Origin of the sequence: Terrimesophilobacter mesophilus (assembly GCF_014200375.1) — a bacterium.
In the GTDB taxonomy this organism is placed as follows: domain Bacteria; phylum Actinomycetota; class Actinomycetes; order Actinomycetales; family Microbacteriaceae; genus Terrimesophilobacter; species Terrimesophilobacter mesophilus.
On record NZ_JACHBP010000001.1, the window covers coordinates 117717 to 142395 of the forward strand.

Annotated in this window: 22 protein-coding genes and 1 tRNA gene; 22 read left to right on the plus strand and 1 reads right to left on the minus strand. The window is 67.9% G+C overall.

The window, feature by feature from the left end:
* Position 1: 1 nt before the first annotated feature.
* The 21 genes from coaBC to pyk all read left to right on the plus strand — a co-directional run bounded on the left by coaBC (position 2) and on the right by pyk (position 23904).
* A complete protein-coding gene (coaBC, locus tag BKA04_RS00570; RefSeq protein WP_104094674.1) occupies positions 2 to 1195 on the plus strand; it encodes a bifunctional phosphopantothenoylcysteine decarboxylase/phosphopantothenate--cysteine ligase CoaBC in 1194 nt (397 codons plus the stop codon).
* Positions 1196 to 1208: 13 nt separating this feature from the next.
* Positions 1209 to 2417 carry a methionine adenosyltransferase gene (gene metK / locus BKA04_RS00575; protein ID WP_104096540.1) on the plus strand — a complete coding sequence of 403 codons (1209 nt, stop codon included), beginning with the start codon at positions 1209 to 1211 and terminating at the stop codon, positions 2415 to 2417.
* A gap of 2 nt (positions 2418 to 2419) precedes the next feature.
* A complete protein-coding gene (locus tag BKA04_RS00580) occupies positions 2420 to 4396 on the plus strand; it encodes a primosomal protein N' family DNA-binding protein (RefSeq protein WP_104094675.1) in 1977 nt (658 codons plus the stop codon).
* 5 nt (positions 4397 to 4401) lie between these two features.
* The gene (gene fmt / locus BKA04_RS00585) at positions 4402 to 5319 is read left to right on the plus strand and encodes a methionyl-tRNA formyltransferase (protein WP_104096541.1); all 918 of its coding nucleotides are present in this window, start codon (positions 4402 to 4404) and stop codon (positions 5317 to 5319) included.
* Positions 5316 to 6716, plus strand: coding sequence for an RsmB/NOP family class I SAM-dependent RNA methyltransferase (locus BKA04_RS00590; protein ID WP_104094676.1), 1401 nt, complete (start codon positions 5316 to 5318; stop codon positions 6714 to 6716). The genes fmt and BKA04_RS00590 overlap by 4 nt, the downstream gene beginning before the upstream one ends.
* A 9-nt stretch (positions 6717 to 6725) precedes the next feature.
* Positions 6726 to 7382 (plus strand): ribulose-phosphate 3-epimerase, encoded by a 657-nt coding sequence (rpe, locus tag BKA04_RS00595; RefSeq protein WP_104094677.1) that lies wholly within the window; start codon positions 6726 to 6728, stop codon positions 7380 to 7382.
* Between the two features lie 7 nt (positions 7383 to 7389).
* Positions 7390 to 7764 (plus strand): FKBP-type peptidyl-prolyl cis-trans isomerase, encoded by a 375-nt coding sequence (locus tag BKA04_RS00600; RefSeq protein ID WP_104094678.1) that lies wholly within the window; start codon positions 7390 to 7392, stop codon positions 7762 to 7764.
* 17 nt (positions 7765 to 7781) lie between these two features.
* Positions 7782 to 8045, plus strand: a complete 264-nt coding sequence (locus BKA04_RS00605; RefSeq protein WP_104094679.1) for a phosphoribosyl-ATP diphosphatase — start codon at positions 7782 to 7784, stop codon at positions 8043 to 8045.
* Between the two features lie 58 nt (positions 8046 to 8103).
* The gene (gene hisG, locus BKA04_RS00610; protein WP_104094680.1) at positions 8104 to 8943 is read left to right on the plus strand and encodes an ATP phosphoribosyltransferase; all 840 of its coding nucleotides are present in this window, start codon (positions 8104 to 8106) and stop codon (positions 8941 to 8943) included.
* Positions 8943 to 9698 (plus strand): imidazole glycerol phosphate synthase subunit HisF, encoded by a 756-nt coding sequence (gene hisF, locus BKA04_RS00615; protein WP_104094681.1) that lies wholly within the window; start codon positions 8943 to 8945, stop codon positions 9696 to 9698. Before hisG ends, hisF begins: the two co-directional genes overlap by 1 nt.
* A gap of 1 nt (position 9699) precedes the next feature.
* Positions 9700 to 10047 (plus strand): phosphoribosyl-AMP cyclohydrolase, encoded by a 348-nt coding sequence (hisI, locus tag BKA04_RS00620; protein ID WP_104094682.1) that lies wholly within the window; start codon positions 9700 to 9702, stop codon positions 10045 to 10047.
* The gene (locus BKA04_RS00625; RefSeq protein WP_104094683.1) at positions 10044 to 11558 is read left to right on the plus strand and encodes an anthranilate synthase component I; all 1515 of its coding nucleotides are present in this window, start codon (positions 10044 to 10046) and stop codon (positions 11556 to 11558) included. The genes hisI and BKA04_RS00625 overlap by 4 nt, the downstream gene beginning before the upstream one ends.
* Complete coding sequence (locus BKA04_RS00630; RefSeq protein WP_104094684.1) at positions 11555 to 12160, plus strand: Trp biosynthesis-associated membrane protein; 606 nt, start codon at positions 11555 to 11557, stop codon at positions 12158 to 12160. Before BKA04_RS00625 ends, BKA04_RS00630 begins: the two co-directional genes overlap by 4 nt.
* A 40-nt stretch (positions 12161 to 12200) precedes the next feature.
* On the plus strand, positions 12201 to 12440 hold the full coding sequence (locus BKA04_RS00635) for a DUF6704 family protein (protein WP_104094685.1): 240 nt from the start codon (positions 12201 to 12203) through the stop codon (positions 12438 to 12440).
* Position 12441: 1 nt separating this feature from the next.
* The gene (gene trpC, locus BKA04_RS00640) at positions 12442 to 13212 is read left to right on the plus strand and encodes an indole-3-glycerol phosphate synthase TrpC (protein ID WP_104094686.1); all 771 of its coding nucleotides are present in this window, start codon (positions 12442 to 12444) and stop codon (positions 13210 to 13212) included.
* Positions 13212 to 14411, plus strand: coding sequence for a tryptophan synthase subunit beta (gene trpB / locus BKA04_RS00645; protein WP_104094687.1), 1200 nt, complete (start codon positions 13212 to 13214; stop codon positions 14409 to 14411). Before trpC ends, trpB begins: the two co-directional genes overlap by 1 nt.
* Positions 14408 to 15193 carry a tryptophan synthase subunit alpha gene (trpA, locus tag BKA04_RS00650; RefSeq protein WP_104094688.1) on the plus strand — a complete coding sequence of 262 codons (786 nt, stop codon included), beginning with the start codon at positions 14408 to 14410 and terminating at the stop codon, positions 15191 to 15193. Before trpB ends, trpA begins: the two co-directional genes overlap by 4 nt.
* Before the next feature lie 30 nt (positions 15194 to 15223).
* Positions 15224 to 16336 carry a prolipoprotein diacylglyceryl transferase gene (gene lgt / locus BKA04_RS00655; protein WP_408646421.1) on the plus strand — a complete coding sequence of 371 codons (1113 nt, stop codon included), beginning with the start codon at positions 15224 to 15226 and terminating at the stop codon, positions 16334 to 16336.
* A gap of 84 nt (positions 16337 to 16420) precedes the next feature.
* Complete coding sequence (gene gltB, locus BKA04_RS00660; protein ID WP_104094689.1) at positions 16421 to 20977, plus strand: glutamate synthase large subunit; 4557 nt, start codon at positions 16421 to 16423, stop codon at positions 20975 to 20977.
* Entirely contained in the window at positions 20970 to 22424 is a 1455-nt protein-coding gene (locus tag BKA04_RS00665; protein ID WP_104094690.1) for a glutamate synthase subunit beta, read from the plus strand. Before gltB ends, BKA04_RS00665 begins: the two co-directional genes overlap by 8 nt.
* A gap of 37 nt (positions 22425 to 22461) precedes the next feature.
* The gene (gene pyk, locus BKA04_RS00670; protein WP_104094691.1) at positions 22462 to 23904 is read left to right on the plus strand and encodes a pyruvate kinase; all 1443 of its coding nucleotides are present in this window, start codon (positions 22462 to 22464) and stop codon (positions 23902 to 23904) included.
* A 21-nt stretch (positions 23905 to 23925) separates the two neighbouring features.
* Here the strand turns inward: pyk and BKA04_RS00675 are convergent.
* Positions 23926 to 24008, minus strand: a tRNA-Leu gene (locus BKA04_RS00675).
* Between the two features lie 56 nt (positions 24009 to 24064).
* Here BKA04_RS00675 and BKA04_RS00680 point away from each other — a divergent pair.
* A complete protein-coding gene (locus BKA04_RS00680; protein ID WP_104094692.1) occupies positions 24065 to 24673 on the plus strand; it encodes an ANTAR domain-containing response regulator in 609 nt (202 codons plus the stop codon).
* Positions 24674 to 24679: the final 6 nt, after the last annotated feature.

A 24679-nucleotide genomic window follows, 5' to 3' on the forward strand; every position in this document is an offset into this window, starting at 1 on the left:
GATGAACGTCGTCGTCGGAGTGGCGGGCGGAATCGCCGCGTACAAGGCCGTGGGCGTCATCAGGGCACTGGTCCTCGCCGGCCACGATGTGCACGTCGTGGCGACGGAATCCGCGCTCAAGTTCGTCGGGTTGCCCACACTCGAGGCCATCAGCCGTAATCCGGTTCACCACGAATTGTTCGAAGGCGTCGCCCAGGTGCGCCACGTCGCGATCGGGCAGGCCGCGGACGTCATCGTCGTCGCCCCGGCGACGGCGAACATCGTCGCGCGGCTCGCCGCCGGTCTCGCCGACGACCTCCTCGGGACCACGATCCTCGCCAGCACAGCGCCCCTCGTCATCGCGCCGGCCATGCACACCGAGATGTGGCAGAACCCGGCGACAGTGCAGAATGTGGCGACCCTTCGCTCGCGCGGAGTGACCATCGTCGGCCCCGGTGTCGGGCAGCTCACCGGGAGTGACAGCGGTGCAGGCCGGATGGCAGAGCCGGAGGAGATCGTCGCCAGAGTGCTTTCCGCAGTGGTCCAGAAGGACTACACCGGCCGCCGCGTGCTCGTGACGGCGGGAGGGACGCGGGAGCCGATCGATCCGGTGCGATTCATCGGCAATCGCTCGAGCGGGAAGCAGGGCGTCGCGATCGCCGCCGCCGCAGCGGCGCGCGGAGCACACGTCACGCTCATCGGCGCCAACCTCGAAGTTCCTGTGGCTGCGTCAATGGAGGTGCTCCGTGTCGGCTCTGCGCAGGAGCTGGCCGAGGCGACGCTTCGGGCGGCGAAGGATGCCGACCTCGTCATCATGGCGGCCGCTGTCGCAGACTACCGCCCGGCCACCGTGGTGGAGGAGAAGATCGCGAAGGAGTCCCAGGGCGATCGACTGACCCTCGAACTCGTGAGGAACCCGGACATCCTCGCCACTCTCGGCGAACGGCGCGCCGACTCCCAGGTCATCGTCGGATTCGCCGCGGAGACCGAGCCGGACGACGAGCGGCTGCGCGAACGCGCCCGCGCGAAGCTCGCGAGGAAGGGCTGCGACTTTCTCGTCGTCAACAGGGTGGGATGGTCGGAAGGTTTCGGCACCGACGACAACACGGTCGCGATGCTCGACAAGGGCGGCGATATAGTGTTGGAGACCTCGGGAACGAAGTCGTCGGTGGCGGATCGTATCCTCGACATACTGCAGTTCCAAAACTCCACCTGATGGGCGTGCCGTGGTGAATCCTCTCCGACTGTTCACGAGCGAATCCGTGACCGAGGGGCATCCGGACAAGATCTGCGACCAGGTTTCCGACGGCATCCTCGACGCCCTGCTGACCGTGGACCCCGCCAGTCGCGTTGCGGTCGAGACCATGGTGACGACGGGCCTCGTGCACATTGCGGGCGAGGTCACCTGCTCCGGATACGTCGAGATTCCCCAACTCGTGAGGGAGATCATCACCGGCATCGGATACACCTCCTCCGCCGTCGGGTTCGACGGCCAGTCGTGCGGCGTCGCCGTGTCGATCGGCAATCAGTCTCCCGAGATCGCAGCAGGAGTCGACGTGGCCCTCGAGGTGCGGGAGGGCGGCGACGACGACCCGCTCGATCGCCAGGGCGCAGGCGACCAGGGAACGATGTTCGGCTACGCGACGACGGAGACCGCAGAGCTCATGCCTCTCCCGATCTGGCTCGCGCATCGGTTGGCGGAGCGGCTCGCCGAGGTGCGCAGAACCGGGCTGCTCGACTACCTGCGGCCGGATGGCAAGACACAGGTCACGGTCGGCTACGACGGCGACGTGCCCGTCGAGATCGACACGGTGGTCGTGTCGACGCAGCACGGCCCCGGCGTGGACACTGCGACCATGGCAGCGGACATCGACGAGCTCGTCATCCGCCCGGTCCTGGATTCGGCCGCGCTCGCGAGCGCACAGATCGATTCCGCCAGGGCGAAGATCCTCATCAATCCGTCCGGTCCCTTCGAGATCGGCGGCCCGCAGGGCGACGCGGGCCTGACCGGGCGCAAGATCATCGTCGACACCTACGGCGGGTCGAGCAGGCACGGCGGTGGCGCTTTCAGCGGGAAGGACCCGTCGAAGGTCGACCGGTCGGCCGCATACGCGATGCGCTGGGTGGCGAAGAACGCCGTGGCGGCCGGGCTCGCCCGCCGACTGGAGGTCCAGGTCGCCTACGCGATCGGAAAGTCGAAGCCGGTCGGACTGTACATCGAGACCTTCGGCACCGGTGCGCTGGACGATGCCGCGATCCTCCGGGCGATCTCGAGCGTGTTCGACCTGCGTCCGGCTGCGATCATCCGCGACCTCGACCTCTTGCGGCCGATCTACCGACAGACGGCGACGTATGGCCACTTCGGACGTATGCTGCCGGACTTCACCTGGGAGCGCCTCGACCGCGTCGACGAGTTGCGCGCCGCAGCCGGGCTGTAACGGTGCCGGCCGCATCCATTGCGCGGGTGCTGGTCGACTCGCCGCTCCCGCAACTCGATCGGCTGTTCGACTACCAGGTTCCCGCGGAACTCCAGAGTGCTGCCGCGCCGGGATGCCGCGTTCGGGTCCCCTTGCGCTCCGCGGGGCGGATCGCCGATGGATTCATCGTCGAGCTCGTCGACACCATCGAGTATTCCGGCGCGCTGAGCGAGATCGACGCGGTCGTGTCGCCCGTGCCGGTCCTGACCGACGAGGTCTATCAGCTCGCCAGGCGAGTGGCCGACCGTGCGGCAGGCGGGGCGAGTGACGTACTGCGGATCGCCGTGCCCAAACGCCAGGTGCGAGTGGAGAAGGCCTGGGCGGCGTCGGAGCCGACCGTCGGTTCACCGTTCGAGCCGGTCGACATCCCGGAATACGATGCCGCCATCCTCGACGGGATCATCGTCCAGGCGGGGCGCGCCGTCATGGAGGCGATCCCTCGTACGGTCGAGGTCGGTGGCCAGTGGCTCGGCCACTGGGCGCTCACGATGGCGAGAGTCGCGGCGAGGGCACTGGCTGCCGGCCCGGTGATCCTCGTGGTGCCCGACTACCGCGACCAGGAGCAGCTGGAGAACGCGCTGCGCACGATTCTGCCGCCCGATCGCATCCTTCGGCTGGATGCAAGGCAGTCGAGCGCTGACCGTTATCGTGCACATCTCCTGTGCCTCGACGGCGTTGCTCGGGTCATCGTCGGCAATCGTTCTGCCGTGTACGCGCCGGCGAAGGACCCTTCGCTCATCATGGTGTGGGACGACGGCGATCCGCTCCTGGCGGAGCCCCTCGCTCCCTACGTCCACAGTCGCGACGCGGCGCTCGTGCGGCAGGAGCAGCAGGGGTGCGCCCTCATCTTCCTCGGGCATGCGCGGACGACGGAGGTGGAGCGCCTCGTCCAGCTCGGCTGGTGCTCCCCGCTCTCGCCGACCACGAGATACCTGCCTCGGGTGATCCCGACGGCCCAGCAGGTGGCGGACGATCCGCTGGCAGCGAGGGCGCGGATCCCGTCGAACGCCTGGCGCGAGGCGAAGGCCGCGCTCGAGCACGGACCGGTTCTCTTCCAGGTCGCGCGTCCGGGGTATGCGCCGCGACTCGTGTGCGAATCCTGCGGCCAGGTGGCGCGCTGCCAACGCTGCAACGGGCCGCTGGGGCTGAAGCGGGCACGCTCATCGCCGTCGTGCTCGTGGTGCGGTGCGATTGCCGCGCAGTGGCGGTGCGCTCACTGCTCGGCGAACCGCTACCGCCTGCAGGGCCAGGGGGCGACGCGCACCGCGGAGGATCTGGGTCGGGCGTTTCCCGGCGTCCCGGTCATCGTCTCCGACGGTGAGCGTCCCATCGTCACGGTGCCGGATCGCCCTGCGCTCGTGATCGCCACGCGGGGCGCCGAGCCCGTCGCCGCAGGCGGCTACCGTGTCGTCGTGCTCCTCGACGGTGAGCGGATGCTGGCGAGGGAGAGCCTGCGCGTCGGCGAGGATTGCCTGCGCTGGTGGTCGAATGCGATCTCGCTCGCCGCGGCGGGAGCGCCCACGGTGCTCGTCGGCGTCGGCGGATCGCTTGCCGGGGCACTGGCGACCTGGCAACTCGCCGATTACTCCCGCGATGAACTCGCCGACCGCCGCCGATTACGGTTTCCGCCTGCTGTGCGGGTGGCCTCCGTCACGGGGGATCCGGAGTCGCTCACGCGGGCGATCCGCTCCGTCGAGGGACTGGACGGTGTCGATGTGCTCGGTCCGGTCGACACGGCCGCCGGCACGCTGCGCGCGATCGTGCGTTTTGACTTCGCGCGAGGGTCGGAGGTTGCCGGAACGCTGCGCAGCGAACTCATCCGCAATGCGTCGTCCCGCAGGAAGAGGGTGCCTTCGACCGGCGCTCCAGCACGATTGCCTACACTGAGAGTCCGGTTCGACGATCTCGAACCGTTCGAGCAACTCGAGGGAACACTGTGACCGGACTGCGGATCGTCTTCGCGGGAAGCCCAGAGGCGGCCGTCCCCTCGCTTCGCGCACTCGCGGTCGGCGGTCACCACATCGTCGGAGTCATCACGCGCGCGCCGTCGGCGATCGGCCGTAAGCGGGTGCTCACCCCGACACCCGTTGCGCTGGCCGCCGCGGAGCTGGGACTCCCTCTCGTGGAGACGAACACGCTCTCCGGGCAGGTGACGAAGGACATCCTGGCCCTCGAACCGGACCTCGGGGTGATCGTGGCTTACGGGGGTCTCGTTCGCGAACCGCTGCTGTCCGCGCCGGAACACGGTTGGATCAACCTGCACTTCTCGGTGCTGCCCCGCTGGAGAGGTGCCGCGCCCGTCCAGCGCGCCATCATGGCGGGCGACGAGATCACGGGTGCGAGCGTCTTCCGGCTCGTGGAAGAGCTCGACGCGGGACCCGTGTTCGGCTCCTTCACCCAGGCGATCGGCCGCAACGAGACGGCCGGGCACCTCCTCGACTCCCTCGCCGACGGGGGAGCCGGCCTCCTCGTCAAGGTCGTGGACATGATCGGCGAAGGCTCGGCGCGCGCTCACGACCAGGTCGGTGACGTGACCCTCGCACCGAAACTGACCCTCGAGGACGGCCGGATCGACTGGGCGCGGCCGGCTGCGGCGATCGACTGCGGGATCCGCGGCGTGAGCCCGGAGCCCGGGGCGTTCACCGTCGTGGCGGACGAGCGCCTAAAGGTCCTCGATGCGCGGATCGCACATGAGTGCGCGCCCCTGCCGCCCGGCCGGATGGAACTCGCCGGCGCCCAGGTGTTCGTCGGGACGGCATCCGCGCCCATCGAGCTGCTGGAGGTGCAGCCCGCCGGGAGGAACCGGATGGCGGCACCCGACTGGTGGAGGGGCCGCCGCGCAGGCGAGGTCACGGCAGGATGAGTGCGCCAGGTCAGGCCCGTGACCGCGTCCAGCCTGCGAGGCGCGTGGCGTTCGACGTGATTCGCGCCGTGAGCGATTCCGACGCGTACGCGAACCTCCTGCTTCCGGTGCTGCTGGAGCGTTCCGGCCTGCACGACGCCGATGCCCGGCTCGCCACGGAACTCGCCTACGGCACCCTGCGCCGGCAGGGCTACTACGACCGGGTCATCGAACTCGCTGCAGGACGCGACGTCGCACGCATCGATCCGCCGATTCTCGACGTGCTCCGCCTCGGGGTCCACCAGATCCTGTCGATGCGGGTCGCCCAGCACGCCGCGGTCGATGAGGCGGTCTCACTCGCGCGTCTCGCCGGGTCGCGGTCGTCGACCGGATTCGTGAACGGCGTCCTCCGGACGATCACGAGGACGAGCGCGGACGAGTGGAGGAGACGCGTGGTGGGCGAGCAGTCCACCGCAGACGACCGACTCGCTGCGGAGAGTTCGCATCCGGCCTGGATCGTGCGGGCATTTCGCAGCGCGCTCGAAGCCGAGGGGCGGGGCGCAGAGATCGAGGAGCTTCTCGATGCGGACAATGCCGCGCCCAGGGTGAGCCTCGTCGCGCTTCCCGGCCTCGCGGCCCCGACCGAATTGACCGGGGCGACGCCTGGAGCGCTCTCTCCGTACTCCGCCGTGAGCGATGGTGGCGATCCCGCCCGATGGCCCGCCGTGAGGGAGGGAAGGGTGCGCGTACAGGACGAGGGCTCCCAGCTCGCGGCTCTCGCCCTCGCGGGGTCCAGGCCGATCGACGCGGGGGAGAGATGGCTCGACCTGTGCGCGGGCCCGGGCGGCAAGGCCGCGCTGCTCGCGGCTGTGGCGGAGATCGGCGGCGCCACGCTGGTTGCGAACGAGATACTCCCGGCCAGGGCCGCGCTCGTCCGCGGTGCGCTCAGCGTCTTCTCCGATCCGCCCGTCGTCCTCGAGGAGGACGGCCGGGACATCGGTCGGCGGATGCTGGGGTCCTTCGACCGCATCCTGCTGGATGCGCCGTGCTCGGGCCTGGGGGCGCTGCGGAGGCGCCCCGAGGCGCGCTGGCGCAAGCAGCCGAAGGACATTCCTGAGCTCACTGCGCTTCAGGTCGCGCTCATCGACTCTGCGGCCGCTGCACTGGTGCCGGGCGGGATCCTCGCGTACGTCACCTGTTCTCCCCATCGCGCGGAGACCGTCGCGGTCGTCGAGCACGCGGTGCGCACGATGGGGCTCGAGACTCTCGACACGCCAGGCGTTCTCTCACCGATCCTCGCCCAACCGGCCGACCTCGGCACGGCATCCCACGTTCAGCTGTGGCCCCACGTCCACGGCACCGACGCGATGTTCATCGCGCTGCTCAGGAAGCCCGCCCCAGAAGACGCTCCCCGGTAGGCTTGCCACATGCCCGTCCGCATCAATCCCAGCATCCTGTCGGCGGACTTCGTGAACATCGAGCGGGATATCGGGCGCGTCGCCTCTGCAGACTTCGTGCACGTGGACGTCATGGACAACCACTTCGTGCCGAATCTGACCTTTGGGCCCCAGATGGTCGGCCGCATCCAGGACGTCTCCCCGCTGCCACTCGACGTGCACCTCATGATCGAGGACCCCGACCGCTGGGCGCCGGGCTACGCCGAGCTCGGTGCGTATTCCGTGACGTTCCACGCTGAGGCGGCGGCGGATGCGGTGGGGCTCGCACGTCGACTCCGCGAGATCGGAGCGCGGGCCGGCATCGCCGTCAAGCCGGGGACGGCCATCGAGCCGTACCTCGAGCTCCTCACGGAGTTCGATCAGGTCCTCGTGATGACGGTCGAGCCCGGCTTCGGCGGGCAATCCTTCATCGAGTCCGTCATGCCGAAGCTCACGGCGCTCTCCGCGGCCGTCTCGACGTCGGGACTGGACGTCTGGCTCCAGGTCGACGGGGGAGTGGATGAGAACACGATCGCGATCGCCGCCGCGGCGGGCGCCGACACGTTCGTTGCCGGCTCGAGCGTCTTCAACTCCGGTGACCCCGCCGCGAACATCGCTGCACTGCGCGCCGCGGCCGATCTGGTTTGATGGACTCATGACGGACTTCAACAGGACCAAGCCGGAGATCGACTTCTTCGAGGGCGATGCCCCCGATGTTCTCGTCACGAGGGACATCGAGGTCGGCACGGGGGCCGAGGCAGCCCCCGGTGCGACGGTCGAAGTGCACTATCTCGGGGTGGATCTCGAGACGGGTGAGGAATTCGATTCGAGCTGGAGCCGCGGCGAATCGATCACCTTCCCGCTCCGAGGGCTCATCGCGGGCTGGCAGGAGGGCATCCCCGGCATGCGCGTCGGAGGCCGCCGCGAACTCGTGATCCCGCCTCACCTCGCATACGGCCCCGCGGGTGGCGGGCACGCGCTGTCCGGCCGCACCCTCATCTTCGTCATAGACCTGCTCGGCGTTTCCTAGCTAGTACCCTTGACCGAGTGAAGACGTTCGACGCGCTGTTCGCGGAGCTGACCGAGAAGGCCGAGACCCGGCCGAAGGGCTCCGGTACCGTCGAGCGTCTCGACGCAGGTGTCCACTCGATCGGCAAGAAGCTCATCGAGGAGGCGGCCGAGGCGTGGATGGCCGCAGAGTACGAGTCGCGCGAACGCACGGCGGAGGAACTCTCACAACTGATCTACCACATCCAGGTGCTCATGATCGCGAAGGGCATCACGACGGAGGATGTCTACCGACATCTGTGACGCGCATCCGCTCCGTCCACTGATCCTCCGAAGCATCGGGTGAAGGAAGAGAACCGACATGCTCAGAATCGCCGTACCGAACAAGGGGCTGCTGTCCGACGCGGCCACCCAGATGCTCGCGGAGGCCGGCTACGTCACCCGGCGGGACGCGAAGGAACTCATCGTCTTCGACCCGGCGAACGAGGTGGAGTTCTTCTACCTGCGGCCGCGGGACATCGCCACCTACGTCGGCTCCGGTGCGCTGGATGTCGGAATCACCGGTCGCGACCTGCTCCTCGACTCCGGTTCGAGTGCGCAGGAGATCGTCGGGCTCGACTTCGGCGAATCGACGTTCCGGTTTGCGGGGCCGAGGGGCAGGTTCTCGACGCATCGCGACCTCGAGGGAGTCCGCGTCGCGACGAGCTATCCGGGGCTCGTCGGGTCGTTCCTGGCCGCCGAGGGGGTGAAGGCGGAGATCGTGTCGCTCGACGGCGCCGTCGAATCCGCCGTCCGGCTCGGGGTTGCCGACGCCGTCGCCGATGTCGTGTCGACCGGCACGACTCTCCGCCAGCAGGACCTCGAGGTGTTCGGACCGGTCATCCTCGAGTCCACCGCCGTCCTCATCGGGTCTCGTGCGGAGCTGCCGGGGCTCTCGACCTTCCAGCGCAGGATCCAGGGCGTTCTCGTCGCTCGGCAGTATGTGTTGATGGACTACGACCTGCCCGTCGAACTCGTGGCGGAGGCATCCGCCATCACGCCGGGCCTCGAATCCCCGACCGTGTCTCCGCTGCGCGACTCGGGTTGGGTCGCCGTGCGGGTCATGGTGCCGAGGATCGGCATGAACACGATCATGGACCGGCTGTACGAGCTCGGTGCAAGAGCCATTCTCGTCAGCTCCATCCACGCGGCGCGCATCTGATGGAGCTGCCCGTTCGCGTCATCCCGTGCCTCGACGTGGCCGAGGGCAGGGTCGTCAAGGGCGTCAACTTCCTCGGGCTGCAGGATGCCGGAGATCCGGTCGAACTGTCGAGGAAGTACTACGAGCAGGGAGCCGATGAACTCACGTTCCTCGATGTCAACGCAACGGTCGACAATCGTTCCACGACGTACGACCTCGTGACCAGAACGGCAGAACAGGTCTTCATCCCGCTCACGGTCGGCGGGGGCGTCCGATCGGCGGACGACGTCGCCAGGCTGCTCGGCGCCGGCGCGGACAAGGTGGGATTGAACAGCGCCGCGATCGCACGGCCGGACCTCATCGACGAGATCGCCGACCGATTCGGCGCTCAGGTGCTCGTGCTCTCCCTCGACGTCAAGCGGTCGGGAGGGCGCTTCATCGTGACGACGCACGGAGGACGCGAAGACACGCCCATCGGGGCGCTCGACTGGGTCATCGAGTCGATCGAACGCGGGGCGGGGGAGCTGCTCGTGAACTCCATCGACGCCGACGGGACGAAAGCGGGCTTCGACCTCGACCTCATCTCGGCGATCCGCGAGGTGAGCAGTGTTCCAGTGATCGCATCCGGAGGCGCGGGATCCGTCGACGACTTCGCCCCGGCCGTGCGCGCGGGAGCGGATGCCGTGCTCGCCGCATCGGTGTTCCACCACGGTGAACTCACAATCGGCGACGTGAAGCGTGCGATGGCGGACAATGGCATCCGAGTGAGGAGTTGACGTGACGAGAGCGAACGCCGAGCTGGTGGAGCGTGCGAACTTCGGCGAGGACGGATTGCTGCCCGCGATCGTGCAGGAGTCGGGCTCCGGCAACGTCCTCATGCTGGCCTGGATGGACGCAGAAGCGCTTCGGAGGACGATCGACGGCGGCCTCGTCACCTTCTGGTCGCGCTCGCGCCGGGAGTACTGGCGCAAGGGCGACACGTCGGGGAATCACCTCGTCCTGACCGCGCTGGCACTCGACTGCGACTCCGACGCGCTGCTCGTCACGGTCGAACCCGTCGCGGCCGCATGCCACACCGGTTCGCACAGTTGTTTCGACGCCGACCGGGAACTCGGCAGCGCATGACAACGAGGGCCGAGTTCGACGCGTTGCTGGACGGTCACCGGGTGATCCCCGTCATCCGGCAGCTCTTCGCGGATGGCGAGACCCCGGTGGGGATCTACCGCAAGCTCGCGCAGGGGGTGCCCGGCACGTTCCTGCTCGAGTCCGCTGAGCAGGGGGGCATCTGGTCGCGGTACTCCTTCATCGGTGTCTCCAGTTTCGGAGTGCTGACCGAGCAGGACGGGAGGCCGCTCTGGCTGAACGGCGGACTGTCCAGCGAGCGGGCCCTCGGCCAGGTCGTTCCGGATTCTCCGCTCGCGGCCATCGAGCACCTCTATCGCCGCTGGACGACACCTCGTATCGCAGGACATCCGCCTCTCACCGGAGGACTGATCGGCTTCGTCGGATGGAACGCCGTGCGTCAGATCGAGCGGCTCACGGCAGGCCCGCCTGCCGACTTCGAGATCCCGGGCCAGGCGTTCAGCTTCGTGCGGGAACTCGTCGTCATGGATCATCGGACCGGGGCCGTCCTGCTCATCGCAACGGTGCTGAACGATGGCACGGAAGACGCGGACGCGCTCTGGGACGGCGCGAGTGCCGCACTCGACGGCCTCCAGTCGCGGCTTGCCGCTCCGTCGGAATCCGGCATCGCCGAGGTCGACCTCGAGGAGGAGCCGAGCGCGCGATCGCGGCTCGGTGCTGGAGAGTTCCACGCGGCGGTGGAGACGGGCAAGCAGTACATCCGCGATGGAGATGTCTTCCAGGTCGTCCTGTCGCAGCGGTTCGATCACGATGTCATGGCGGAGCCGATCGACGTCTATCGGGTGCTCCGCGCGCTCAACCCGAGCCCGTACATGTACCTCCTGTCCCTCGCCGAGCCCGGGGGAGAACCGTACTGGGTGGTCGGTTCGTCCCCGGAGGCCCTCGTCAAGGTCGATGACGGTCGGACGTACATGCATCCGATTGCTGGATCCCGCCCGCGAGGGGACACGCCGGAGCGCGACCTGGACCTTGCGAGCGCGCTGGCCGCGGACGAGAAGGAGCGGGCCGAGCACCTCATGCTCGTCGACCTCGCCCGCAACGACCTCGCGAAGGTGTGCGTCCCCGGCAGCGTCGAGGTGACCGAGTTCATGCAGGTGGAGAGGTTCAGCCACATCATGCACCTCGTGTCCTCCGTCGAGGGCGATCTGCGCACCGGCATCGGCCCGGTCGACGTGCTCAGGGCGACCTTCCCGGCCGGGACGCTCTCCGGGGCGCCGAAACCTCGAGCCCTCGAGATCATCGACGAGCTCGAACCGGCTGCCAGGGGACTCTACGGCGGGGTCGTGGGCTACATCGGGTTCGCGGGCGACCTGGACCTCGCCATCGCGATTCGCACGGCGACGATCTCGCGTGGAGTGGCGAGGGTGCAGGCCGGAGCGGGGATCGTGGCGGACTCCGACCCCGACTTGGAATTTGAGGAGTCCAGGAACAAGGCTGCGGCTCCTCTGCGCGCGGTGGCGGTCGCGAACCGGATGCGGCGGGTAGCGCCGTGAACGGCCGCCGATTGCGCGCCACGAGCATCCTCACCGGGGTCGTCCTGTCAGCGCTCGCACTCATGAGCTGGTCCCAGGCCTGGTACATCGTCGTCCTCACCGGCCAGTCCGCCGGCCATCCGCCCCTCTCCGTCGGCGGGGATGTCGCTGCTCCCGCGGTCGCCGCGCTCTCCCTCGCCGCCGTCGCGGCCTGCGGAGCCATGGCCATCTCCGGGCCGTTCTTCCGCACCGTTCTCGCCGTCCTTGACGTGGTTCTCGGCGCGTGCGTCGTCCTGTCGGCGGCACTGGCGATCTCGTCACCCGTGACGACGGTCGCCTCCTCCGTGACCGACGCGACGAGCGTCGAGGGAGCCGGACCGATCGCAGAGCTCATCGGCTCGCTGAGCGCGACCGGATGGCCGTGGGTCGCACTCGTGGCCGGCATCCTGTTGGCCGTTCTGGGCGTCGTCATCGCCGTGACGGGGCGGGGCTGGCCGAGTGCGGCCCGGAGGTACGAACCGGTGCGGCTCGAGCCGGCCGGCGATGCGGAGGAATCCGGAAGCGACACGGCCGTGTCCGAATGGGACGAGCTGAGCGGGGGTGCCGACCCCACGTCCCGCTAGACTGGCCCCACAACTTCGTTCAGCGAATCACTGGAGTGACATGAGCAGCGCAGACATCTCGGACCCCGGCCACGGACACTCTCCCGCGGCGTGGGTGGCGGTCATCATGATGATCGTGGCCTTCACGATCGGCACCTTCGCGTTCTGGTTCGTGTCGACCTGGCTTCTGTGGATCGCCGGCGTCCTTCTCGTGCTCGGCCCGATCGCCGGGTGGGTGCTCGCGAAGGTCGGTTACGGTGTCGCAGGACCCCGCTACCAGCCCAAGAAGTCCCACGAGTAGCGTGCTGACGGACCTCATAGCGGGGGCTGTCGCCGACGCAACGGCCCGACGTGCTGCGCGGAGCCAGGCCGACATCGAACGCGCGGCAGCGGCGCGCCCGCCCGCGCTCGACGTCCTCGCCGCACTCGCGGCATCCTCTCGCGTGAAGATCATCGCCGAGGTGAAACGGGCGAGCCCGTCCCGTGGTCCGCTCGCCGACATCCCGGATCCGGCCGACCTCGCCGCCCGCTACGTGAGGGGCGGTGCGAGTGCTGTGAGCGTGCTCACGGAGGGGCGTCGATTCGGCGGTTCTCTCGCCGACCTCGAGGCGGTGCGTGCGGCAGTGGACGTTCCGGTCCTGCGCAAGGACTTCATCGTCCTCCCATACCAGGTGTTCGAGGCGCGGGCATCCGGAGCCGACCTGGTCCTCCTCATGGCCTCCGCCCTCGACCAGTCGGAGCTCGTCGAACTTCATGACCTCGTCGAATCGCTCGGGATGACGGCGCTCGTGGAGACCCACGATGCGACGGAGCTGCAGCGCGCGATCGACGTCGGGGCGAAGGTCATCGGCGTCAACGCCCGGAATCTCGCGACATTCGAACTCGACCGGGATCTGTTCGGCACGCTCGCGGGCGGCATCCCTCAGGGGACGATCAAGGTCGCGGAGTCCGCTGTCAGCTCTGCGGCGGATGTCGCCCACTACCGTTCTGCCGGGGCGGATGTCGTGCTCGTCGGCGAAGCGCTCGTCACGTCGGATCCCGAATCCACTCTCGCAGAATTCCTTGCCGTCTGATGGGCCTCCGTGACGCGTCAGGGCCATACTTCGGGGAGTACGGCGGTCGGTTCGTGCCGGAGTCGCTCATCGAGGCGCTCGACGAGCTGACCGATGCGTACGCGCGGGCGAAGGCCGATCCGGCATTCTCCGCGGAACTGGTCCGTCTCGGTGCGACATACACCGGTCGACCGTCCATCATCACCGAGGTTCCGAGGTTCGCGGAGCACGCCGGCGGGGCGCGCGTCATCCTCAAGCGCGAGGACCTCAACCACACCGGCTCTCACAAGATCAACAACGTGCTGGGGCAGGCACTGCTCACCCAGCGCATCGGCAAGACGAGAGTCATCGCCGAGACCGGAGCGGGCCAGCACGGCGTCGCGACGGCGACGGCCGCCGCGCTCCTCGGCATGGAGTGCGTCATCTACATGGGCGAGGTGGACACCGAGCGTCAGGCCCTTAACGTGGCGCGGATGCGACTCCTCGGCGCGGAGGTCGTCCCCGTGACAGCGGGCTCCCGCACGCTGAAGGACGCCATCAACGAGGCGATGCGGGACTGGGTCACGAACGTCGCGACGACCAACTACATCTTCGGCACCGTCGCGGGGCCGCATCCGTTCCCCGCCATGGTGCGGGACTTCCAGAAGGTCATCGGCGACGAGGCGCGGCAACAGGTGCTCGATCTCACCGGGAGGCTTCCGGATGCCGTCGCAGCGTGCGTCGGGGGCGGATCGAACGCGATCGGAATCTTCGACGCCTTCCTCGACGATGATGGCGTCGCACTCTACGGTTTCGAGGCGGCAGGAGACGGAGCGGACACGCCACGCCACGCCGCAACCATCACGAAGGGTCGCCCCGGCGTGCTGCACGGAGCGCGAAGCTACCTCCTGCAGGACGACGACGGGCAGACGATCGAGTCGCACTCGATTTCCGCGGGGCTCGACTACCCGGGCGTCGGACCCGAACACGCCTGGCTCGCCGACCTCGGCAGGGTCAGGTACCTGCCGGTGACCGACGCGGAGGCCATGGACGCCATGCGGCTCCTCGCCCGCACGGAGGGCATCATCCCCGCGATCGAGTCCGCCCACGCTCTCGCCGGCAGCATCGGGCTCGGAAGGGAACTCGGCCGGGACGGGGTCGTGCTCGTGAACCTGAGCGGCCGCGGCGACAAGGACATGGAGACCGCCGGCGCGTGGTTCGACATCCTGGACGAGAAATGAGTGCCGTCGGAGCGGCGATCGACGCCCGGAAGGCGGCTGGCTCCGGCGCGCTCATCGGATACCTGCCGGTGGGATTCCCGGACCTCGCGACGAGCGTGGACGCGGCCGTCGCGATCGCCGAGAACGGGGTCGACGTCATCGAATTGGGCCTGCCGTACTCCGACCCGGTGATGGATGGACCGGTCATTCAGAAGGCCACGCAGACGGCACTCGCCGCCGGGTTCCGGTTGTCGCACGCCTTCGACGCGGTCCAGCAGATCACCTCGAGGACCCGCGTCCCCGTCGTGCTCATGACCTACGGGAACCCGGTCATGCAGTACGGAGTCGATCGCTTCGCCGACGACCTCCTGGCCGCAGGGGGAGCCGGCCTCATCACGCCGGATCTGACCCCGGATGCGGCGACGGAGTGGCTTGGTGCGGCGGAGCGCACCGGACTCGACCGGATCTTCCTCGCGGCACCGTCATCCACCGACACCAGGCTGGCGATGATCGCCGAGAAGTCGCGAGGATTCGTGTACGCGGCGTCGACCATGGGGATCACGGGCGTGAGGTCCCAGGTCGACAGCGCCGCAAGGACGCTCGTGTCCCGCCTGCGATCCGCAGCGGCGGAACGGGTGTGCGTGGGCCTCGGAATCTCCACCGCGCAGCAGGTGCGCGAAGTCCTCGAATACGCTGACGGCGCGATCGTCGGGTCCGCCCTCGTGTCAGCCCTCGATGCCGGTGGCGTGGCGGAGCTCGCCCGCACGGCATCCGCTCTCGCCCTCGGTACTAGGCTGGTTTAGCTCCCCTCCCTCGAAAGGCATCAACGAATCGTGTTCGCGTTCCTTGCACCGCTCCCGGCGAGCATCCCGAGCCCTCCGTACTCGTGGCAGGTCTTCAACTTCGGCACCTGGCTGCACGACATCGGTCTCACCTGGGTCACGATCCCGATCCCGATCCACGCCTACGCGCTCTGCATCCTCGCCGGAATCATCGCGGCCACCATCCTCACCGGTTACCGACTCAAGCAGCGCGGTGCGGATGCCGGCGTCGTCCTCGATATCGCCCTGTGGGCAGTCCCCTTCGGTATCATCGGCGGACGCATCTTCCACGTCATCACGCACCCGGACGACTACTTCGGCGCCGGGAAGGACCTGCTCAAGACCCTCTACATCTGGGAGGGCGGCATGGCGATCTTCGGCGCGCTCATGCTGGGTGCCGTCGGGACGCTCATCGGATGCCGGCTCGCCGGAGTGCGCTTCTGGAGTTTCGCCGACGCGCTCGCACCGAGCCTCCTGCTCGCACAGGCGTTCGGAAGGCTGGGCAACTACTTCAACCACGAATTGTTCGGACTGCCGACGAACCTTCCGTGGGGCCTCGAGATCGAGTCCACGAACGCGGCGTTCCCCGCCGGGCTGCCGGCCGGGACACTGTTCCACCCCACCTTCCTGTACGAGATCATCTGGAACCTCATCGGCGTCGGCGTGCTGCTCTTCCTGGAGCGGCGCTGGCGGATGGCCCGCGTCGAGATTCCGTTCGTCGGTGTCGAGGTCCTGGCTCCGAAGCCCGGCGCCTACCGCTTCCAGTGGGGCAAGATGCTCGGCCTGTATCTCATCTGGTACGGCATCGGTCGCAGCTTCTTCGAGTCCATCCGCATCGACCCGAGCGAGATCTTCTTCGGAATCCGCACGAACGTGTGGGCGGCATTCGGCGCGATCCTCGTCGGGCTCATCATCATCGTCGTGCAGTCCCGGCGCCACCCGGGGATCGAACCGAGCCCATACCTGCCGGGTCACGAGTGGTCGGCCGATGCTGTTGTACACTCTGAAGACGTTTATACGGATTCCGACTTCGAAGGCAATGACGACTCGAATTCATCTGAACCCTCTGGGTCCGTCGAAGCGCAAGGCGCAAAGGCTGCCATAAGCGGTCGCACCACGTCGTAGTACCGCGCATCCATCCTCGGCCATCGGCCAGTGCGGGCTCCCATGGGCCAGTGACGTCCCTTCCGCTCCCGAGGGAGGACGATCATGGCCACCGCTCCACCGCATTCCCGCTTCGGCGCTGCGCCCACGGCATCCGGAATGTACGACCCGGCCTTCGAGAAGGATGCCTGCGGCCTCGCCATGGTCGCGACACTGCGCGGCACGGCCGGCCACGACATCATCGACCTCGCACTCACCGCGCTGCGCAACATGGAGCACCGCGGTGCCGTCGGTTCGGATGCCGGAACGGGCGACGGCGCCGGCATCATGACGCAGATCCCGGATGCGTTCCTGCGCGACGTCGTCGACTTCCACCTTCCCGCCGCAGGGCACTACGTCGTCGGGGCGGCGTACCTCCCGGAGGACGAGGTTGAACGCCGGGAGGTCAAGAACCGCATAGCTGTTCTCGCCGAGGCCGAGGAGCTTCGCGTGCTCGGCTGGCGGACGGTGCCGGTGGAACCCGGGGTGCTCGGCATGCTCGCCCGCGCATCCCTGCCGGTCATCGAGCAGGTGTTCCTCGATGGTGGCTCATTCGCGGGGATCGAGCTCGACCGCCGCGCGTTCCGGCTGCGCAAGCGGGCGGAGCACGGCCTCGAGGTGTACTTCCCCTCCCTGTCTTGCCGCACGCTCGTCTACAAGGGGATGGTGACGACCCTGCAGCTCGAGCCGTTCTATCCGGACCTCTCCGACACCAGGTTCGCGTCCCGACTCGCCCTCGTGCACTCGCGGTACTCGACCAACACGTTCCCGTCCTGGCCGCTCGCGCAGCCGTTCCGGCTCCTCGCGCACAACGGCGAGATCAACACGGTGCAGGGGAACCGCAACTGGATGCGCGCCCGCCAGTCCCAGCTCGAATCCGAGCTCCTTGGCGACATCCGGCCCCTCCTGCCGATCGTGACGCCAGGCGGCAGCGACTCCGCGTCCTTCGACGAGGTGCTCGAACTCCTCACGCTTACCGGTCGGTCCCTACCGCACGCGGTCATGATGATGATCCCGGAGGCGTACGAGGGGCAGCGCGAACTCGACCCGGACCGCCGGGCGTTCTATGAGTACCACTCCGGACTCATGGAACCGTGGGATGGCCCCGCCGCCATGGTGTTCACCGACGGGACACTCGTGGGAGCTACCCTCGACCGCAATGGGCTCCGGCCCGGCCGGTTCCTCGTGACCGATGACGGTCTCGTCGTGCTGGCGAGTGAGATCGGCGTTCTCGAGTTCGAGGCGAGCCGCATCGTGCGCAAGGGCAGGCTTCGCCCGGGGAAGATGTTCCTCGTCGACACCGAGTCCGGCCGCCTCATCGAGGATGACGAGATCAAGCAGTCTCTCGCGGCGCAGAAGCCGTGGGGGCAGTGGCTTCGAGACGGCAGGATCAACCTGCGCGATCTCCCGGAGCGCGAGCACATCGTTCACACGCCCGCCTCTGTCGTTCGCCGCCAGCGCACCTTCGGCTACACCGAGGAGGAGGTGCGCGTCCTCATCTCGCCCATGGCCGCGAACGGCGCCGAACCCATAGGAGCGATGGGGACGGATACCCCGATCGCCGTGCTCGCCGACCGCCCGCGGTTGCTGTTCGACTACTTCACCCAGCAGTTCGCCCAGGTCACGAACCCACCGCTCGACAGCATCCGGGAGGAGGTCGTGACCTCCATGAAGCTGGGGCTCGGTCCAGAGCTCAACCTCCTCGACGCATCCCCGGAGCACGCGTACCAGATCATCCTCGACTTCCCGGTCATCGACAACGACGAACTCGCGAAGATCCAGCACATCGACGCGTCGCCCGGCAGTCGAACCACCACGACCATCAAGGGCCTGTACCGCGTCGACGACGGGCCTCGCGCGTTGGCCAACCGGCTCGCCGCGATGTGCGCCGAGGCCGACGCCGCGATCGACCGCGGAGCGAAATACCTCGTCCTGTCGGATCGCGATTCCACGAAGGACCTCGCGCCCATCCCTTCGCTCCTCATGCTCTCCTGCGTGCACCACCACCTCATCCGGAGGGAGAACCGCCTGCGCGTCGGTCTCATCGTCGAGGCGGGGGATGTCCGCGAGGTGCACCACGTCGCCATGCTCGTGGGCTACGGTGCCTCGGCGATCAACCCGTACCTGGCCATGGAGACGGCAGAGCAGCTCGTGCGCAGTGGTGAGCTGGGCGCGATCTCGGCGGAGAAGGCCGTGGCCAACGTCCTGAAGGCGCTGGGGAAGGGCGTCCTGAAGACCATGTCGAAGATGGGCATCTCCGTCGTGTCGTCGTATGCCGGCGCGCAAGCGTTCGAGGCGATCGGACTGGACGGTGCGTTCGTGGAGGAGTACTTCACCGGGACGACGAGCCGGCTCGGGGGCGTTGGCATCGAGGTCATCGCCGCCGAGAACCTCGCGAGACACCGCAGCGCGTATCCGGATGAGGCATCGAGCACGGTGCACGAGCACCTGGCCACCGGCGGCGAATACCAGTGGAGACGAGGAGGGCCGCCGCATCTGTTCAGCCCTGAAAGCGTCTTCCGCCTCCAGCACTCCACGCGGGAGAGGCGCTACGACATCTTCCGGGACTACACGAGGCTCATCGACGACCAGTCCGAGAACCTCATGACGTTGCGCGGTCTCTTCGGCCTGCGGGAGGGCGAGCGTCCTCCGGTACCACTGTCGGAGGTCGAACCGGTGTCGTCGATCGTGCGGCGGTTCTCGACCGGCGCCATGAGCTACGGGTCCATCAGTGAGGAGGCGCACGAGACCCTCGCGATCGCCATGAACCGCCTGGGAGCGCGCAGCAACACGGGCGAGGGCGGAGAGACCGTCGAGCGGCTGCTGGACCCGGTCCGGCGCAGCGCCGTCAAGCAGGTCGCCTCCGCGCGATTCGGGGTCACGAGCCTCTACCTGACGAATGCGACGGACATCCAGATCAAGATGGCGCAGGGGGCCAAGCCGGGGGAGGGAGGGCAGCTCCCGCCCGCGAAGGTGTACCCGTGGATCGCTCGCACGCGCCACGCGACACCGGGGGTCGGGCTCATCAGCCCGCCTCCGCACCACGACGTGTATTCGATCGAGGACCTCAAGCAGCTCATCTTCGACCTCAAGCGCGCGAATCCGGACGCACGGGTGCACGTCAAGCTCGTGAGCCAGTCCGGCATCGGCGCGGTGGCCGCCGGTGTGGCCAAGGCACTCGCCGACGTTGTGCTCGTGTCAGGTCACGACGGCGGCACGGGTGCGAGTCCGCTCTCATCGCTCAAACACGCCGGAACGCCGTGGGAGCTGGGTCTCGCGGAGACCCAGCAGACGTTGATGCTCAACGGGATGCGCGACCGGGTCGTCGTGCAGGTGGACGGCCAGCTGAAGACCGGTCGGGATGTCATCGTCGCCGCCCTCCTCGGCGCGGAGGAGTACGGGTTCGCCACCGCACCGCTCGTCGTCTCCGGATGCGTCATGATGCGGGCCTGCCACCTCGACACGTGCCCGGTTGGTGTCGCGACCCAGAATCCGGAACTGCGTGCCAGGTTCACCGGAAAACCGGAGTTCGTCGTCAACTTCTTCGAGTTTCTCGCCGAAGAGGTGCGCGAGTACCTCGGCGCCCTCGGTTTTCGCAGCCTCGAGGAGGCGATCGGCCATCGCGAGCTCCTCGACGTGGATGCCGCGATCTCCCACTGGAAGGCGGACGGCCTCGACCTCTCGCCCATCCTGACCGGGAACCCGTTCGGACCCGAGGAACCGCGAACGCAGTCCAGGGTGCAGGATCACGACGTGGAGCATCACATCGACCGAAGGCTCATCGAACAGAGCGAGGCCGCACTGGAACGCCGCGAGCGGGTCGAGTTCTCCGTCCAGGTTCGCAACACCGACCGAGCGATCGGAACCATGCTCGGCCACGAGGTGACGAAGCGCTTCGGAGAACACGGCCTCGACGACGGGTGCATCTCGATCACCCTGGTCGGCACGGCAGGGCAGTCCCTCGGGGCTTTCCTGCCGAGAGGGATCTCGCTGCGCCTCGAGGGAGACGCGAACGACTACGTCGGAAAGGGACTGTCCGGCGGCATCATCTCGCTTCGACCGAGCAAGGACAGCGTGTACCGCGCCGAACGCAATGTGATCGCAGGAAACGTCATCGGCTACGGAGCGACGAGCGGTTCCCTTTTCATCCGCGGAATCGTCGGCGAACGCTTCCTGGTGCGCAATTCGGGGGCCGTCGCGGTGGTCGAAGGCGTCGGCGATCACGCTCTCGAGTACATGACCGGCGGCACTGCGGTGATCCTCGGGCCGGTCGGCCGGAATCTCGGCGCAGGGATGTCCGGAGGAACGGCCTTCGTGTACCGACTGTCGCGGGACCGGGCCAACCGCGATGCCATCGACAGCGGTGAGCTGGAGCTCGGGGCGCTCGACCGTGCCGATGTCGAATTGCTTCGCGGTCTCCTCGAACAGCACTTGGCGGCCACCGGATCGACGCTCGCCGAAGCGATGCTCCAGGACTTCGAGTCCACTGCCTCAGAATTCGTCCGGATCCTCCCTCGCGACTTCGCCGCTGTCATGGAGGCCCGCACTGCGGCAGCCGACGCCGGCCTGGATCCCGACGGTGCCGACGTGTGGAACCGAATCCTGGAGGTGACCGGTGGCTGACCCGCGAGGTTTCCTGAAGACCCGATCGCGCGAGCTTCCGCCGCGCAGACCCGTGGCCGTTCGGCTCATGGACTGGAAGGAGGTCTACGAACCTGGTGATGCGACGGTCCTGCGACGCCAGGCCGGCCGGTGCATGGATTGCGGCATCCCGTTCTGCCACCAGGGCTGCCCCCTCGGCAACCTCATCCCGGAGTGGAACGACCTCGTGCGACGCGGTGAGATGCGCGAGGCGAGCGAACGCCTGCACGCGACGAACAATTTCCCGGAGTTCACCGGACGACTGTGCCCGGCCCCGTGCGAGAGCTCCTGCGTTCTGGGGATCAGCCAGGAACCGGTCACGATCAAGCTCGTCGAGCAGTCGATCATCGACGAGGCGTGGGCGAACGATGCAGTGCAACCGCACCCGCCGGAGAGGCTGACCGGCAAGACGGTTGCCGTCGTCGGATCCGGTCCCGCTGGTCTTGCCGCGGCGCAGCAGCTCACGCGCGCGGGCCACACCGTCGCCGTCTTCGAACGGGATGACCGCATCGGCGGCCTGCTGCGCTACGGCATCCCGGACTTCAAGCTCGAAAAGAAGCACATCGAGAACCGCCTCAGACAGATGCAGGCGGAGGGAACGAGGTTCAGGGCCGGCGTGAACATCGGGGTGGATATCACGTGGGCCGAGCTTCGTCGCCGATACGACGCCGTCGTGGTCGCCACAGGCGCCCTCGTGCCGAGGGACCTTCCGATCCCCGGGCGGGATCTCGCGGGTGTCCACTTCGCGATGGACTACCTCGTGCGGCAGAACCATCTCGGTGCCGGGGACACGGTGCTCCAGCCGATCACCGCCGAGGGCAGGCACGTCATCATCCTCGGCGGAGGCGACACCGGTGCGGACTGCCTGGGTACGGCCCACCGTCAGGGCGCACTGTCGGTGACGACGCTCGCGATCGGTACGCAGCCGCCTGCAGAGCGCCAGCACCATCAGCCGTGGCCGACGCATCCGCTGCTCTTCGAGATCTCGAGTGCGCACGAGGAGGGCGGCGAACGCGAATTCCTCGCCTCGACCGTCGAGTTCCTCGCGAACGAGGCAGGCGAGGTGAGCGGCATCCGGGTTGCCGAGACCGAGTACGTCGGCGGCCGCCGGATCCCGAAGTCCGGGACCGAGCGGGTTCTTCCGGCCGATCTGGTGCTGCTGGCCCTCGGGTTCACCGGAACGGAGAGCGAGACCCTCGAGTCCGAGCTGGATATCGCGGTCGACGGCGGCACTGTCGTGCGCGGAGACGACTACCAGACGACGGAGCCGGGGATGTTCGTCGCCGGCGATGCCGGGAGGGGACAGTCGCTCATCGTCTGGGCGATCGCTGAGGGCCGTTCCGCGGCCGCGGCCGTAGACCGGTACCTTGAAGGGGACACCGAATTGCCCGCGCCGGTACGCCCTACGGACCGGGCACTGTCCCTCTGAACCCGCCCCGACGCCGAAAAACGAACAAAGGAAGACAGTGAGACGCGCAAAGATCGTTGCGACCCTCGGCCCAGCCACCTCGAGTTACGAGAACATCAGGGCGATCATCGACGCGGGGGTCGACGTCGCCAGGATGAACCTCAGCCATGGAACCTATGACGTGCACGAGGAGGTCTTCGCGAACGTGCGGCGTGCAGCCGATGCCGCCGGGCGCGCGGTCGCCGTGCTCGTCGACCTTCAGGGGCCGAAGATCAGGCTCGGCAAGTTCGAGGGCGGACCCTATGAGCTCGCCGTCGGGGACGTGTTCCGGATCACGACGGAGGACATCGTCGGCACCAAGGACATGTCCTCGACCACGTACAAGGGCCTACCGGACGACGTGAAGGCGGGGGACCCCCTGCTCATCGACGACGGCAAGGTCACGTTGCGAGTCACCGGGACGGACGGCACGGTCGTCACGACGGTGGTGGAGGTGCCGGGAGCCGTCTCCAACAACAAGGGCATCAACCTGCCCGGCGTTGCCGTGAACGTCCCGGCACTCTCCGAGAAGGATGAGGCCGACCTGCGCTGGGGCCTCGGTCTCGGAGCGGACCTCATCGCGCTGTCCTTCGTGCGCAGTGCCGATGACATCGTGCGCGTGCACGAGATCATGGCGGAGGAGGGTCGAAAGGTCCCCGTCATCGCAAAGATCGAGAAGCCGCAGGCCGTCGAGAACCTCGAGGGTATCATCGATGCGTTCGACGGGATCATGGTCGCACGCGGCGACCTCGGGGTCGAGCTGCCGCTCGAGGCCGTTCCGATCGTGCAGAAGCGGGCCGTCGAACTGTGCCGCAGGATGGCAAAGCCGGTCATCGTGGCGACGCAGATGCTCGAGTCCATGATCTCCAGCCCGCGCCCGACGCGGGCAGAGACCTCTGACGTCGCCAACGCCGTGCTCGACGGCACGGACGCCGTCATGCTGAGCGGAGAGACGAGCGTCGGCGAGTTCCCGGTGATCACGGTCCAGACGATGGCGCGCATCATCGAATCCACCGAGGAGCACGGCCTGGAGCGCATCCCACCTCTCGGCGTGAAGCCGCGCACCCAGGGCGGTGCGATCACGCTCGCCGCCGCCGAGGTCGCAGACTTCGTGGGGGCGAAATACCTGTGCGTGTTCACCCAGTCCGGCGACTCCGCGAGGCGCATGGCTCGGCTGCGTTCGAGCATCCCCATGCTCGCCTTCACACCGGAGGTCGGGATCCTGAGGCGCATGGCGCTCACCTGGGGCATCCGGTCGTTCCTCGTCGACATGGTCAAGCACACGGATGCGATGTACCAGCAGGTCGACGACATCCTGCTCGCGGAGGGCATCGCCGAGATCGGGGACAAGGTGGTCGTGATCTCCGGATCGCCCCCCGGGATCACCGGCTCGACGAACGACCTGCGGGTGCATCGCATCGGCGATGCGGCGAACGCTGCCGCGCCGGCGTGGGCGCAGTAGCCGCACCTTCGAGGGTCATTGTGCCGGTGGTGGGACTTGAACCCACACGCCCTTTCGAGCAAAGCATTTTGAGTGCTCCGCGTCTGCCATTCCGCCACACCGGCGCACAGTTGCCGAGCCCAAGATTACCGTAAGCGCCGACTACCGTAAGCTTTATCGCGTGACTGACCAGGAACCCACCGCCCCCGCCCCGCGTCGCGTCGTCGTGGCGGAGGACGAGTCGCTCATCCGGCTCGACATCGTCGAGACCCTGCGCGACAACGGGTTCGACGTCGTGGGCGAAGCGGGGGACGGCGAGACGGCCGTGGCCCTGGCGACCGAGCTGAGACCGGATCTCGTCGTCATGGACGTGAAGATGCCGAAGCTCGACGGGATCTCCGCGGCCGAGCAACTCAGCAAGAACCACATTGCGCCCGTGGTGCTGCTCACCGCGTTCAGCCAGAAGGAGCTCGTCGAGCGCGCAACTGAGGCCGGAGCACTCGCCTACGTCGTCAAACCCTTTACCCCGAGCGACCTGCTGCCGGCGATCGAGATCGCGCTCGCCCGGTATGCCCAGATCGTCACCCTCGAGGAAGAGGTTTCGGATCTCGTCGAGCGGTTCGAGACCCGCAAGATCGTCGACCGTGCGAAGGGTCTGCTGAACGAGAAGATGGGGCTCACAGAGCCGGAGGCGTTCCGTTGGATTCAGAAGGCATCCATGGACCGCCGACTCACGATGCACGATGTCGCGGTGGCCATCATCGACCAGTTGGCGCGGAAGAAGAGCTAGCGCGGA